Origin of the sequence: Pseudomonas sp. NFX224 (assembly GCF_048565165.1) — a bacterium.
Classification (GTDB): Bacteria; Pseudomonadota; Gammaproteobacteria; order Pseudomonadales; family Pseudomonadaceae; genus Aquipseudomonas.
Genome location: NZ_CP183416.1, coordinates 4,164,257 through 4,178,438 on the forward strand (window position 1 = coordinate 4,164,257; position 14,182 = coordinate 4,178,438).

13 protein-coding genes are annotated in these 14,182 nt (G+C 60.1%); 6 read left to right on the top strand and 7 right to left on the bottom strand.

Translation table 11 applies throughout. The annotated features are described in order from the left end of the window. Positions 1 to 40: 40 nt before the first annotated feature. The 5 genes from ACNYC6_RS18955 to ACNYC6_RS18975 all read left to right on the top strand — a co-directional run bounded on the left by ACNYC6_RS18955 (position 41) and on the right by ACNYC6_RS18975 (position 3,954). Positions 41 to 700, top strand: a complete 660-nt coding sequence (locus tag ACNYC6_RS18955; protein ID WP_419708674.1) for a FadR/GntR family transcriptional regulator — start codon at positions 41 to 43, stop codon at positions 698 to 700. After that, entirely contained in the window at positions 690 to 1,997 is a 1,308-nt protein-coding gene (locus ACNYC6_RS18960) for a CynX/NimT family MFS transporter (RefSeq protein WP_419708675.1), read from the top strand. The genes ACNYC6_RS18955 and ACNYC6_RS18960 overlap by 11 nt, the downstream gene beginning before the upstream one ends. Before the next feature lie 110 nt (positions 1,998 to 2,107). Then, positions 2,108 to 2,578: a nuclear transport factor 2 family protein gene (locus ACNYC6_RS18965; protein WP_419708676.1), complete on the top strand. Its 471-nt coding sequence runs from the start codon at positions 2,108 to 2,110 to the stop codon at positions 2,576 to 2,578. A 40-nt stretch (positions 2,579 to 2,618) separates the two neighbouring features. After that, complete coding sequence (locus tag ACNYC6_RS18970) at positions 2,619 to 2,930, top strand: GIY-YIG nuclease family protein (protein WP_419708677.1); 312 nt, start codon at positions 2,619 to 2,621, stop codon at positions 2,928 to 2,930. A gap of 88 nt (positions 2,931 to 3,018) precedes the next feature. After that, a complete protein-coding gene (locus ACNYC6_RS18975; protein ID WP_419708678.1) occupies positions 3,019 to 3,954 on the top strand; it encodes a glutathione S-transferase family protein in 936 nt (311 codons plus the stop codon). Positions 3,955 to 4,062: 108 nt separating this feature from the next. On the opposite strand, the gene ACNYC6_RS18980 is transcribed toward ACNYC6_RS18975, so the two are convergent. Next, a complete protein-coding gene (locus ACNYC6_RS18980; protein ID WP_419708679.1) occupies positions 4,063 to 4,413 on the bottom strand; it encodes a glutaredoxin family protein in 351 nt (116 codons plus the stop codon). Then, complete coding sequence (gene yejK, locus ACNYC6_RS18985; RefSeq protein ID WP_419708680.1) at positions 4,413 to 5,417, bottom strand: nucleoid-associated protein YejK; 1,005 nt, start codon at positions 5,415 to 5,417, stop codon at positions 4,413 to 4,415. The genes ACNYC6_RS18980 and yejK overlap by 1 nt, the downstream gene beginning before the upstream one ends. A 407-nt stretch (positions 5,418 to 5,824) precedes the next feature. On the opposite strand from yejK, the gene ACNYC6_RS18990 reads away from it, so the two are divergent. Continuing rightward, positions 5,825 to 6,106 carry an HU family DNA-binding protein gene (locus ACNYC6_RS18990; protein WP_003221909.1) on the top strand — a complete coding sequence of 94 codons (282 nt, stop codon included), beginning with the start codon at positions 5,825 to 5,827 and terminating at the stop codon, positions 6,104 to 6,106. A gap of 129 nt (positions 6,107 to 6,235) precedes the next feature. On the opposite strand, the gene rlmF is transcribed toward ACNYC6_RS18990, so the two are convergent. The 5 genes from rlmF to ACNYC6_RS19015 all read right to left on the bottom strand — a co-directional run bounded on the left by rlmF (position 6,236) and on the right by ACNYC6_RS19015 (position 14,135). Then, on the bottom strand, positions 6,236 to 7,255 hold the full coding sequence (gene rlmF / locus ACNYC6_RS18995) for a 23S rRNA (adenine(1618)-N(6))-methyltransferase RlmF (RefSeq protein ID WP_007909052.1): 1,020 nt from the start codon (positions 7,253 to 7,255) through the stop codon (positions 6,236 to 6,238). A gap of 250 nt (positions 7,256 to 7,505) precedes the next feature. Further along, positions 7,506 to 10,352: a valine--tRNA ligase gene (locus ACNYC6_RS19000; protein WP_419708681.1), complete on the bottom strand. Its 2,847-nt coding sequence runs from the start codon at positions 10,350 to 10,352 to the stop codon at positions 7,506 to 7,508. 158 nt (positions 10,353 to 10,510) lie between these two features. Next, entirely contained in the window at positions 10,511 to 11,824 is a 1,314-nt protein-coding gene (locus ACNYC6_RS19005; RefSeq protein ID WP_419708682.1) for an MFS transporter, read from the bottom strand. 241 nt (positions 11,825 to 12,065) lie between these two features. After that, on the bottom strand, positions 12,066 to 13,310 hold the full coding sequence (locus ACNYC6_RS19010; protein WP_419708683.1) for a transporter associated domain-containing protein: 1,245 nt from the start codon (positions 13,308 to 13,310) through the stop codon (positions 12,066 to 12,068). Between the two features lie 12 nt (positions 13,311 to 13,322). Beyond that, positions 13,323 to 14,135: a cytochrome C assembly family protein gene (locus ACNYC6_RS19015; protein ID WP_419708684.1), complete on the bottom strand. Its 813-nt coding sequence runs from the start codon at positions 14,133 to 14,135 to the stop codon at positions 13,323 to 13,325. Positions 14,136 to 14,182 lie beyond the last annotated feature (47 nt).

Consider the following 14,182-nt stretch of genomic DNA (forward strand, 5'->3'; position numbering starts at 1 on the left):
CAGAAAATTCATCCTATGATTGGATGAAAGGGCGAGTCTTATGTCTGAAATTTCTCCATTAGTTAAACGATCCCTGGTCGATCAGGCCTTGGACCAGTTGCGTCTGCGCATCACCCAAGGCGTATGGGCTGTCGGCCAGCGCCTGCCTACCGAGCCTGAGTTGTCAGCCGAACTGGGCATCAGCCGCAACACCGTGCGTGAAGCCATGCGCGTATTGGCGTTTTCGGGGTTGATCGAGATCCGCCAGGGTGACGGCAGTTATCTGCGGGCAGTGGTTGATCCACTGGACACGTTGAAGGCGCTGTCCAGTTGTTCGCTGGAACAGGCCCGGGAGACCCGACACATCCTTGAAGTCGAGGCCATCGGCCTGGCCGCGTTGCGCCGTACTGATGGAGAACTTTTGGCACTGCGCGAAGCGCTGGGCATCAGCGGCAGCCACTATCACGGTGATTTGGATACCTACATCGCTTGCGATCTGGTGTTCCATCGCCGCCTGGTGGACGCCGCGCACAACCCGACGCTCAGCGAGTTGTATCGCTATTTCTCCAGCGTGGTTGGTGCGCAATTGCGCCACTGCCTGAACATCACTCCCCGACGTCAGGAAGTGTTCGACCTGCACATCGAACTGCTCGATGCCGTCGAGCAACGGGACCCGGAACGGGCCAAAGCCCTGTCGAGGCAGTTGATCAATGAACCTTGAAACCGAGAGCACCATGCCCAACAACCCAGGCAAGATCGCAGAAACCAAGCGCGCGGCGGAGCTCGAAGAGCTGCTGATCGACGCTGAGGCCGATGACGAACAGGTCCAGCAAACCCATCCGGTCTTGCGTCGGCCATGGCTGTTGCTGCTGGGCCTGGTGCTGGTGGCGCTGAACCTGCGCCCGGCGCTGTCGAGCATGGCGCCGATGCTCAGCGAAGTGTCGAAGTCCCTCGGTCTGTCGGCCTCCCAGGCCGGTTTGCTGACAACACTGCCGGTGCTTTGCCTCGGCTTATTTGCGCCCTTGGCGCCGCTGCTGGCGCGACGTTTCGGCGCCGAGCGCGTGGTGCTGGGCATTCTGCTGACACTCGCAGGCGGGATCATTCTGCGCAGCTCGTTCGGCGAAATCGGCTTGTTCGCCGGCAGTGTGTTGGCCGGTGCCAGCATCGGCGTGATCGGAGTGTTGCTACCAGGCATCGTCAAGCGCGACTTCCCGAAACAGGCCGGCACCATGACCGGCGTGTACACCATGGCCCTGTGCCTGGGCGCGGCGATGGCGGCGGGGGCGACCGTGCCGCTCAGTGAACACTTCGACAAGAGTTGGGCCTTGGGCCTGGGTTTCTGGGTGATTCCAGCATTGGCTGCCGCGCTGTTCTGGTTGCCGCAGGTCGGGCAGAAACACGGCGCGCACAACGTCGCCTATCGCGTTCGCGGTTTGCTGCGCGACCCGTTGGCCTGGCAAGTGACCTTGTACATGGGCCTGCAATCGTCCCTGGCTTACATCGTATTCGGCTGGTTGCCGTCGATCCTGATCGGCCGTGGCCTGACCCCGACTCAAGCCGGGCTGGTGCTGTCGGGTTCAGTGATCGTTCAACTGGTCAGCTCCCTGGCTGCGCCGTGGCTGGCGACTCGCGGCAAGGATCAGCGTCTGGCGATCGTGATCGTAATGGCCCTGACGCTCGGCGGCTTGTTCGGCTGCCTGTATGCGCCGATTGAAGGCTTGTGGGGTTGGGCGATTGTGCTCGGTCTGGGGCAGGGCGCCACGTTCAGCCTGGCGTTGACCCTGATCGTGTTGCGCTCGCGCGATTCCCACGTGGCGGCGAACCTGTCGAGCATGGCCCAGGGCTTCGGTTACACCCTGGCGTCCATGGGGCCGTTCGCGGTGGGCATCGTGCATGACTGGACCGGCGGCTGGTCGGCCATTGGCTGGATTTTCGCGGTCATCGGCAGCGGCGCGATCATTGCCGGGCTCGGCGCCGGGCGTGCGCTGTACGTTCAGGTGGAAAGCGAGAAAGTCTGATCCCGACACTATCGGTATTCGGTCCGCGAATGCCGATAGTGTTTCTCCCGTTTGCAGACTATCGTGCAGGCAATCTTTCGACACCATTTTGCACAACAGGGAGTCTGCCCATGAGTGAAGCCCACAGCGCCTTGATCACCCGTTTTTACCAAGCCTTCCAGCGCCTCGATGCCGAAGCGATGGCGGCCTGCTACACCGATGATGTGGTGTTCAGCGATCCGGCGTTCGGCGAGCTTCGCGGTCGTGAGGCCGGCGATATGTGGCGCATGCTCACCACCCGGGCCAAGGATTTCTCCCTGACCTTCGACAACGTCCGTGCCGATGAACGCACTGGCGGCGCCCATTGGGTCGCGACCTATCTGTTCAGCCAGACCGGCAATATTGTGGTCAACGACATCCAGGCACGTTTCGTCTTGCGCGACGGCAAGATCTGCGAGCATCACGACAGCTTCAATATGTGGACCTGGTCGCGTCAGGCCCTGGGTTTCAAGGGCTTGCTGCTGGGCTGGACACCGTTGGTGCGCAACGCCGTTCGCGCTCAAGCCCTGAAGGGGCTGAAGGCATTTCAAGCCAGTCGCTGATAAGATCGCGGCTTGTTTCCTTTCAAGTCCTGATCGACACGTGACCTCCCTCAGCGAAAACCCTGCCGACGTCGAAGCGCCCGCGAGCAAACCCTGGTTCGTCTACCTCGTGCGTGCAGCCAATGGTTCGCTCTATTGCGGGATCAGTGACGATCCCGTGCGTCGCTTCGCCAAGCACCAGAGCGGCAAGGGCGCACGCTTCTTTCTTTCCAGCCCGGCCATGGCGCTGGTCTACACCGAAGCCTGTCGCGACAAAAGCGACGCGTTGCGACAAGAACGGCTGATCAAAAAACTCAGGAAAAGCGCCAAGGAATGCCTGGTGGCGAGCGCCGCTGCCGGCTTATCAATCTGACTGATCGGTTCCCATCAGGCAGATCTGTAGGCTGTCAGGTGATTGCGCGCTAAGCTGCGGACTCCTGATCTTTACGGCGGAGCCGAGCATGTCCGAGTTGATTCTTCATCATTACCCGACGTCCCCTTTTGCCGAAAAAGCCCGCTTGCTGCTGGGTTTCAAGGGACTGTCCTGGCGCTCGGTGAAGATTTCCCCAGTGATGCCAAAACCTGATCTCACTGCGCTGACCGGTGGCTACCGCAAGACGCCGGTGTTGCAGATCGGCGCGGATATTTATTGCGATACAGCGTTGATCGCCCGTCGACTGGAGCAGGAAAAAGCCCTGCCGGCGTTCTTCCCGGAGGGGCAGGAAATGATCGCCGCTTCGTTCGCCACGTGGGCCGATTCGGTGGTGTTCCAGCATGCGGTCAGCCTGGTGTTTCAGCCGGAATCAGTCGCCGTGCGTTTCGGTAATTTGCCGCCGGAAGCGATCAAGGCGTTTCTCGCCGACCGCGCTGGATTGTTCAGCGGTGGCAGTGCGACAAAGCTGTCCGCCGAACAGGCCAAACATCAATGGCCCACCATCATGTCGCGCCTGGAGCTGCAATTGCAGCGCGAGCCGGGGGACTTCCTGTTCGGCGAGCCGTCGATTGCCGACTTCGCCCTGGCGCATTCCCTGTGGTTCCTCAAGGCGACGCCGGTCACTGCGCCACTGGTCGATGCATACCCGGCGGTCAGTGAGTGGCACGCGCGGGTGCTGGGCTTTGGTCATGGCGCCTCCAGCGAGATGACGTCCGAGGAAGCGCTGGAAATTGCGCGTAATGCCACGCCAGCGGCATTGCCGGATGAGCAGTTCTTCGACCCGAACGGGTTTGAGGCGGGTCAGCAGGTGCTGATCGCGGCCACAGACTATGGCGTTGATCCGGTGAGGGGTGAGTTGTTGTTTGCCGGTCGCGAAGAGTTGATCGTGCGTCGTGAGGACGAGCGTGGCGGCGTGGTGCATGTGCACTTTCCGCGGTTTGGTTTCCGTATCGAAGCGTGCTGACAATCCCTTGCAGGAGCGAGCTTGCTCGCGAATGTCGTGAACGATAACGCGTAAAACCAGGGGTCCAGTGGCACCCTTGGTTTTTCGCGAGCAAGCTTGCTCCTACAGTTATTTCAGCGCCGCCAGAATCGCATCCGGGTCATACCCGCGAATCAGCGTTCCGTTCACATCGATGATTGGAATGCCGCCACCGCCCAAGGCTTCATAGTCCTTGCGCGCCACGGCATCCTTCTCGATATCGAATTCCTTGTACGGAATTCCCTTCTGGTCGAGAAAGCGCCGGGTCAGTTTGCAGTAGCCACACCATTCGGTGGCGTAGAGCACGACCTTGGCTTTGGCCTGAGTCTGCTCGGACACCACTTGCGAGGGGTTGAACACCCGCTCGATCTTGCCCCAATTCTGATACGCCACAACCACCAGCAGGATCAGCAGGAATTTTTTCAGCACGCTGGCGAGCATCAGTTGCGTCGCTTGAGCTGGTCGGTGAGCGAGGTCGGCAGACCTTTGATGATCAGCGTGCCGGCTTCTTCGTCGTACTCGATCTTCGAACCCAGCAGGTGCGCTTCGAAGCTGATCGACAGGCCTTCGGCGCGGCCGGTGAAACGGCGGAACTGGTTCAGGGTGCGCTTATCGGCGGGAATCTCCGGCGACAGGCCGTAATCCTTGTTGCGGATGTGGTCGTAGAAGGCTTTCGGGCGTTCTTCGTCGATCAATCCGGACAGTTCTTCCAGGCCCATGGGCTCGCCGAGTTTGGCCTGGCTGCTGGCATAGTCGACCAGAGTCTTGGTCTTCTCGCGGGCGTCGTCTTCCGGCAGGTCTTCGCTTTCGACGAAGTCGCTGAAAGCCTTGAGCAAGGTGCGGGTTTCACCCGGGCCGTCGACGCCTTCCTGGCAGCCGATGAAGTCGCGGAAGTATTCCGAAACCTTTTTGCCGTTCTTGCCTTTGATGAACGAAATGTACTGCTTGGACTGTTTGTTGTTCTGCCATTCGGAGACGTTGATGCGCGCCGCCAGGTGCAACTGGCCCAAGTCCAGGTGACGGGACGGAGTGACGTCCAGTTGGTCGGTCACTGCCACGCCTTCGCTGTGGTGCAGCAGGGCGATGGCCAGGTAATCGGTCATGCCTTGTTGATAATGAGCGAACAACACGTGGCCGCCGACCGAAAGGTTGGATTCTTCCATCAGCTTTTGCAGGTGTTCCACCGCCACACGGCTGAAGGCTGTGAAGTCCTGGCCGCCATCGAGGTATTCCTTCAGCCAGCCACTGAATGGAAAGGCACCGGACTCCGGATGGAACAGCCCCCAGGCTTTGCCTTGCTTGGCGTTGTAGCTTTCGTTGAGGTCGGCAAGCATGTTCTCGATGGCGGCGGACTCGGCCAGTTCAGAGTCGCGAGCGTGAAGAACTGCGGGCGTGCCGTCGGGTTTTTTGTCGATCAGGTGGACGATGCAATGACGGATCGGCATGGGCTTCTCGGCTGATGGGAGCGGCTGGTTGGAGAGAGCAGGGCGAGCTCCCCGAAAAAGGGCCAAGTGTACCGCAACCACTGGTTTTGGCGCGTGGCGAAGGTCAAATCCCGGGCGACCGGCGGCGCTTATGCGTTTTTTTCCCGATTTAGAGCAATAAAGCTGACCAAATGGGTAGCTAGAGGCGGATATTTCCCCGTCTCTGTGCTAGTTTTGCCCGGTCTTGCGCGAAGTCACTGCGTTAAGCGTGCAGTCAGCAATTGTCAGGTCGAACCAAACCCTGATTTCGGTATCTATAACTCGACTCGTCGCGGTTATCGCCGAGGGTGCCAGATCCAGAAGATCGGGCTCGATAGCTGACACTGCACTCTGCAATCCATATGAATTTGATAGGGAAGGAACACTACATGGCTCTTACTAAAGACCAACTGATCGCCGACATCGCTGAAGCTATCGACGCGCCAAAAACCACCGCGCGTAACGCTCTGGACCAACTGGGCCAAATCGTTGCTGATCAGCTGGAAAACGGCGGCGAAATCACTCTGCCAGGTATCGGCAAACTGAAAGTGACTGAGCGTCCTGCCCGTACCGGCCGTAACCCTTCGACTGGCGCTGCCATCGAAATCCCTGCAAAGAAAGTGATCAAGCTGGTTGTGGCCAAAGGCCTGACCGACGCTGTGAACAAGTAAGACGCAGCGATAAAAAACCGTGCGCCGGAGCAATCCGGGCACGGTTTTTTTGTGCCTGCGATTTGGCGATGCACCCTGAAACCATTGTGGGAGCGAGCCTGCTCGCTCCCACAGGGGATCTGCTGTGTCTTAGCGAACCCAGCGCTCGCGGCGCCAGATCTGCTGTTCAGACTTGGTCTGGAAGGTCCAGGCGACGAAACGGCTCTGCTTCTGACCCTGGGACATCTCCACCACCTGGCTTTCCAGCACACCGGCTTTTTTCAGTGCGGTTTCGATGGCTGGCAGATTCGAGGCTTTCGACACCAGCGTGCTGAACCACAGCACCTTATGCTGGAAGTTCGCGCTTTCGGCGATCAGTTGCGTCACGAAGCGTGCTTCGCCGCCTTCACACCACAGCTCCGCCGACTGACCGCCGAAGTTCAATACTGGCAGTTTGCGTTTCGGATCGGCCTTGCCCAGTGCGCGCCATTTGCGCTCGCTACCTTTAGTCGCTTCGTCCATCGAAGCATGGAACGGCGGGTTACACATGGTGAGGTCAAAGCGTTCGCCAGGCTCCAGCAAGCCAATCAGGATGTGCTTGCGGTTTTCCTGCTGGCGCAGCTGGATAACCTTGCTCAGATCGTTGGACTGGACGATGGCTTTGGCAGCGGCCACGGCGGTCGGGTCGATTTCCGAGCCGAGGAAGTGCCAGCGGTATTCGCTATTACCAATCAGCGGATAAACGCAGTTCGCGCCCATGCCGATGTCCAGCACGTTGACGATCGCGCCACGCGGGACTTTGCCGTCGTTCATGCTGGCCAGCAGGTCGGCGAGGAAATGCACGTAATCGGCACGGCCCGGCACAGGCGGGCAGAGGTAGTCTGCCGGGATGTCCCAATGCTGGATGCCATAAAACGACTTGAGCAGCGCCCGGTTGAACACGCGCACCGCATCGGGGCTGGCGAAGTCGATGCTTTCCTTGCCGTACGGGTTGGTGATCACAAACTTCGCCAGTTCCGGCGTGGTTTTGATCAACGCCGGGAAGTCGTAACGACCCTGATGGCGATTGCGCGGGTGCAGGCTGGCCTTTTCACGCGGCTCGACGGTCTTGGCCGGGGTCGCGGAGTCAGGCTTCTTGCGCGCAGGTTTGGGTGTGCGGGGGGCGTTCATGGGCGTGGTCGATTCGGGTATGGCTGAAAGTGGCGGGTATTGTCCCACATCCAGCCGTTGCGAACCCAATCCCGAAAACAACTATCACTGTGAGCGGGCTTGCCCGCGAAGGCGGTGTGTCAGGCAACACAGATGTTGGATGTATTGGCCTCTTCGCGGGCGAGCCCCACAGGTGGGTGTGTTCTGAACAAAGCCAGGCACAAAAAAGGGAGGCCGTTGCGGGCCTCCCTCGTTTACTGCGATTTTGCCGTTACAGGCTGGCAATCCGCGCATGCTGCTCGGCCAACTTGCCCAGAGCCTGTTCGGCTTCGGCCAGTTTGGCGCGTTCTTTCTCGATGACTTCAGCCGGCGCCTTGTCGACGAAACCGGCGTTGGACAGTTTGCCGCCGACACGCTGCACTTCACCTTGCAGGCGCTGGATTTCCTTGTCCAGACGCGCAAGCTCTGCGCCTTTGTCGATCAAGCCAGCCATCGGCACCAGCACTTCCATCTCGCCGACCAGTGCGGTTGCGGACAGCGGTGCTTCTTCGCCAGCTGCCAGTACGGTGATCGATTCGAGGCGTGCCAGTTTCTTCAGCAGCGCTTCGTTCTCGGTCAGACGACGCTGGTCTTCGGCGCTGACGTTCTTCAGGAACAGCGGCAGCGGTTTGCCCGGGCCGATGTTCATCTCGCCACGGATGTTACGCGTGCCGAGCATCAGGCCCTTGAGCCATTCGATGTCATCTTCGGCGGCCGGATCGATGCGCGTTTCGTTGGCCACTGGCCAAGGTTGCAGCATGATCGTCTTGCCTTCGATACCTGCCAGCGGTGCGATGCGCTGCCAGATTTCTTCGGTGATGAACGGCATGAACGGATGCGCCAGGCGCAGGGCAACTTCCAGCACGCGAACCAGGGTGCGACGAGTGCCGCGCTGGCGCTCTACCGGCGCGTTTTCGTCCCACAGCACAGGCTTGGACAGTTCCAGGTACCAGTCGCAATACTGGTTCCAGATGAACTCGTACAAGGCTTGTGCAGCCAGGTCGAAACGGAACTGATCCAGTTGACGGGTCACTTCGGCTTCGGTGCGTTGCAGCTGCGAAATGATCCAGCGATCAGCCAGCGACAGCTCGTAGGCTTCGCCGTTCTGGCCGCAGTCTTCGCCTTTGTCCAGCACGTAGCGTGCGGCGTTCCAGATCTTGTTGCAGAAGTTGCGATAGCCTTCGACGCGGCCCATGTCGAACTTGATGTCGCGACCGGTGGACGCCAGCGAGCAGAAGGTGAAGCGCAAGGCGTCGGTGCCGTAGCTGGCGATGCCTTCGGCGAACTCGTCGCGGGTCTGCTTCTCGATCTTCTTCGCCAGTTTCGGCTGCATCAGGCCGGAGGTGCGTTTCTGCACCAGCTCTTCCAACTCGATACCATCGATGATGTCCAGCGGGTCCAGGACGTTGCCCTTGGACTTGGACATCTTCTGGCCCTGGCCATCACGCACCAGACCATGAACGTAAACGGTCTTGAACGGGACTTGCGGCGTGCCGTCTTCGTTTTTCACCAAGTGCATGGTGAGCATGATCATCCGGGCAACCCAGAAGAAAATGATGTCGAAGCCGGTGACCAGCACGTCAGTAGAGTGGAACTTCTTCAGGAATTCGGTCTGCTCCGGCCAGCCGAGGGTGGAGAACGTCCACAGGCCCGAGCTGAACCAGGTGTCGAGAACGTCGTTGTCCTGTTGCAGCGCCACGTCCGGGCCGAGGTTGTGCTTGGCACGTACTTCGGCTTCGTCGCGACCGACATAGACCTTGCCCGACTCGTCGTACCAGGCTGGAATGCGGTGGCCCCACCACAGCTGACGGCTGATGCACCAGTCCTGAATGTCACGCATCCACGAGAAATACATGTTTTCGTACTGCTTGGGCACGAACTGGATGCGGCCATCTTCAACGGCGGCAATCGCAGGTTCGGCCAATGGTTTGGTGGACACGTACCACTGGTCGGTCAGCCAAGGCTCGATGATGGTGCCGGAGCGGTCGCCTTTCGGCACTTTCAGGCCGTGGTCGTCGACGCTGACCAACAGGCCTGCGGCTTCGAACGCAGCAACGATCTGCTTGCGCGCTTCGAAGCGGTCGAGACCGGCGTATTCAGCCGGAATCTTGCCATCGATGGTTTCGTTCAATGTGCCGTCGAGGTTGAACACCTGGCAGGCCGGCAGCACTGCTGCGTTCTTGTCGAAGATGTTCAGCAGCGGCAGATTGTGGCGCTTGCCGACTTCGTAGTCGTTGAAATCGTGGGCCGGAGTGATTTTCACGCAGCCGGTGCCGAATTCAGGGTCGCAGTAATCGTCGGCGATGATCGGGATGCGGCGGCCAACCAACGGCAGTTCGACAAATTTGCCGATCAGGGCTTTGTAGCGTTCATCGTTCGGGTTAACCGCGACGGCGGAGTCGCCGAGCATGGTTTCCGGGCGAGTGGTCGCGACGATCAGGAAATCGTTGCCTTCAGCGGTCTTGGCACCATCGGCCAGCGGGTATTTCAGGTTCCACAGGAAACCTTTCTCGTCGTGGTTCTCCACTTCGAGGTCGGAAATCGCCGTGTGCAGCTTGGTGTCCCAGTTGACCAGACGCTTGCCGCGATAGATCAAGCCGTCTTCGTGCAGGCGTACGAACGCTTCTTTAACGGCTTCCGAGAGGCCGTCGTCCATGGTGAAGCGCTCGCGGCTCCAGTCCACGGACGAGCCGAGGCGGCGGATCTGCCGGCTGATGTTGCCGCCGGATTCATCCTTCCATTCCCAGACTTTCTCGAGGAATTTCTCGCGACCCAGGTCGTGGCGATTCTGGCCTTTGGCTTCGAGCTGACGCTCCACCAGCATCTGCGTGGCGATACCCGCGTGGTCGGTACCCGGCTGCCACAGGGTGTTGCGACCCTGCATGCGGCGGAAACGGATCAGGGCGTCCATGATCGCGTTATTGAAACCGTGGCCCATGTGCAGGCTGCCGGTGACGTTCGGCGGCGGGATCATGATGGTGTAGGACTCGCCCGCGCCTTGCGGGGCGAAGTAATTCTCTGACTCCCAGGTGTTGTACCAGGAAGTTTCAATGGCGTGCGGCTGGTAGGTCTTATCCATGCGCGGCGGGACCCTATTGGCATTTATTCAGGAAAAGCCGGGAAGTATAGCGGGGATGAGCGGATGCGCGTAGAGCGAGGTGACAATGGGTGGGGGAAAGTTGTGGCAAATCGACCCACAGGGATACATATATCCCTGTGGGAGCGACCCTGCTTGCGTCAGGCGACGCGATTCAAGTCGTTATGCCGTGTTTCTTTCAGGCACAGCACGGCAATCAAACTCAACACCGCCGCCCCGGACACATAACCGCCGACGTAACTCAAACCACCCATCGCCACCAGCTTCTGCGCGAAGAACGGTGCCGCCGAGGCCCCGACAATGCCACCCAGGTTGTAGGCCGCCGACGCGCCTGTATAACGCACGTGGGTCGGAAACAGCTCCGGCAGCAGAGCGCCCATCGGCGCGAACGTCACGCCCATCAGGAACAGCTCGATGCACAGGAACAGCGCTACGCCCCAGGTCGAGCCCTGTGTCAGCAACGGTTCCATGAGGAACCCGGACAGAATCGCCAGCACGCCGCCGATGATCAGCACCGGTTTGCGTCCGTAACGGTCACTGGCCCATGCCGACAGCGGCGTTGCGGCGGCCATGAACAGCACGGCGAAGCACAGCAGGCCGAGGAAGGTTTCACGGCTGTAGCCCAGTGTCGCCACGCCGTAGCTCAGCGAAAACACCGTGGAGATGTAAAACAGCGCATAACACACCACCATTGCGCCGGCACCCAGCAGAACGGGAACCCAATATTGGCTGAACAGTTCGACCAACGGGATTTTCACCCGTTCCTGGCGCGCGACGGCGTTGGCGAAGACCGGCGTCTCATGGAGCTTGAGGCGTACGTACAGGCCCACCATTACCAGCGCGGCGCTGAGCAGGAACGGAATCCGCCAGCCCCACGAGCGGAACTGTTCATCGTCCAGTGTCATGGCCAGGGTCAGGAACAAACCGTTCGCTGCGAGAAAACCGATGGAAGGCCCAAGCTGCGGAAACATGCCAAACCAGGCACGTTTGCCCTTGGGCGCGTTTTCCGTGGCGAGCAAAGCTGCGCCGCCCCATTCGCCGCCCAATCCCAGGCCTTGGCCGAACCGCAGTACGCAGAGCAGGATCGGCGCCCAGGCGCCAATGCTGTCGTAACCCGGCAGCACGCCGATCAGCGTGGTACACACGCCCATCAGCAGGAGAGAGGCGACCAGGGTCGATTTGCGGCCGATGCGATCGCCGAAGTGACCGAACAATGCCGAACCCAAGGGCCGCGCAAGGAACGCGATGCCGAATGTAAGAAAGGCCGAAAGCATCTGGGCCGTGCCGGACGTCTGCGGAAAGAACACCGGGCCGATCACCAGCGCTGCTGCGGTGGCGTAAACGTAGAAGTCGTAGAACTCGATGGCGGTGCCGATGAAGCTCGCGGTGGCCACGCGGGTGGCGGAGTTCGTCGGTTGTGCAGGTGCGTCGTCGTAAGTCGTGCTGGTTGTCATGCGGTTATCCCTGACAGTCATGTGCTCCAGTGGAGCGAATTATTATGGTTGAGAACCCAGGGATGTGGGTGAAGGCGCGGTCGCTGTTCCAGGTAGGAACAGTCGTCGGTTTGCTGCGGAGTTTACTGATGGTCGGGCCGGAAATTACGGAGTGCGGGGTAAGCACGGGGCCGGCGAGGCTTGGGTAAGCGTTTCGATTATAGGAAGGTGGCTAACGATTCAACAAGAGGTGAAATTGCGCTTAGTTGACGGCGGCCGCGACGGGGGCCGGGCCGGTGTGCCAGATCAATACCCGAGTGACGCGATTGTCTTCGGTCTCAAGGATTTCCAGGCGATAACGACCGATTTTCAGGCATACCGCGCTCTCTGGAATGGTTTCCAGTGCTTCAGTCACCAGGCCATTGAGGGTTTTCGGGCCGTCGCTGGGCAGGTGCCAGCCGAGGCTCTTGTTCAGTTCGCGGATTGAAGCGGCACCATCGATCACCAGGCGGCCGTCGGCCTGTGGATGAATGTGCGGATTGTCGAGGCTTTGCTGGCTTTCAAACTCGCCGACGATTTCTTCGAGAATATCTTCCAGGGTCACGATGCCGAGCACTTCACCGTACTCATCCACCACCATGCCCAGGCGACGCTGCTGCTTGTGGAAGTTCAGCAGTTGCAGTTGCAGCGGGGTGCTTTCCGGTACGAAGTAAGGTTCGCGGCTGGCCGCCATCAACGCTTCCAGGGTCAGGCTGCCATCGGGGAGCAAGTGGCCGATTTGCCGGGTGTTGAGCACCGCCTCGACCTGGTTGATATCGCTGTGGAACACCGGCAGGCGCGTGCGGGTGTTTTTGCGCAGTTGCTCGATGATGTCCTCGATCGGGTCGTCGAGGTTGATCCCGTCGACTTCACTGCGTGGTACCAGGATGTCATTGACCGTGATGTTGTCCAACGCATGGATGCCCGGCAATGGATGCGGGCGATGGACCGTGGGTTCGCGATCGTCATGTTGGTCATTCGACGGCTCGTCTTCGCTCTGTTGGACGACTTTGGCCCTGCGGGCAAACGGGCGCATCAGCAACTGGCTGAAGTTATTGAGCAACCAGGCTGCCGGGTAAACGATTTTCAGCGGTATGCGCAGCAGGTTGTTGCCAAAGGCGAGGATTGCATCCGGATGGCGTACGGCGAGGGCGCGAGGCAAATAGTCGGCGAACACCAACAGGATGGCGGCCGCGCCGAGGCAGGCTGCCCATGGACCGTTTTCGGCCCAGGTGAAAATGGCCAGCAGGGTGCAGATGACCACTACCAGCGCGCGACACAGGGTATTGCAGAAGATCAGGCTATCGAGCGGGAAGCTCAACCTGGCCAGCGGTTTGTCGCTTGAGCGCGATGCGTTGCGCTTGGCCAGCAAGTGTTGATGCGCGGCTTCAATGGCGCAAAACAGCCCCGACCATAAAATCAGCAGGACCACTACGGCGATCATCGGCCCTAAGGGCAATTCGTCCATTAATGCCGCCCGTCAGATGTGCAGGATGTATTCACGGACCAGCTTGCTGCCGAAATACGCCAGCATCAGCAGGCAGAATCCGGCGAGGGTCCAGCGAATGGCCTTGTGTCCGCGCCAGCCGAGGCGGTTACGGCCCCAGAGCAACACGCTGAAGACGATCCAGGCCAGGCAGGCCAGCAAGGTTTTGTGTACCAGATGCTGCGCGAACAGGTTGTCGACGAACAGCCATCCGGAGATCAGCGACATCGACAGCAGCGTCCAGCCCGCCCACAGGAAACCGAATAGCAGGCTTTCCATGGTTTGCAGTGGCGGGAAGTTCTTGATCAGCCCGGACGGGTGCTTGTGCTTGAGCTGATGGTCCTGAAGGAGCAGGAGCAGCGACTGGAATACTGCAATGGTGAACATGCCGTAGGCGAGGATCGACAAGAGTATATGGGCCAGGATGCCCGGCGCCTCGTCGATGACCTGTACCGTGCCGGCAGGGGCGAATTGCGCCAGCAGCACGGTCGCGGCCCCGAGCGGGAACAGCAAGACCAGCAGGTTTTCCACCGGTATGCGTGAGCACGCGATCAGGGTCAGGGTGATGACCGCCGCGGCAATCAGGCTGGCGGCGCTGAAGAAGTCCAGGCCCAGGCCAATCGGCGTCAGCAGGTGGGCGAACAGGCTGGCGCTGTGGGCCAGCACCGCCAGCACGCCGAGCGTGACCAGCAGGCGTTTGTTCGCCTTGGCGCAGTTGGCCAGGCGAGTGCCTTGATAGAGAGTCGCAGCGGCATATAAACAAGCGGCGGCGAGGGTGGTAAGCAAACTGGGTGACAAGGGGAGCATAAATCCTGTTAGGCAAGCCCGAAAGGCACTGAGTTTGGCATAGAACC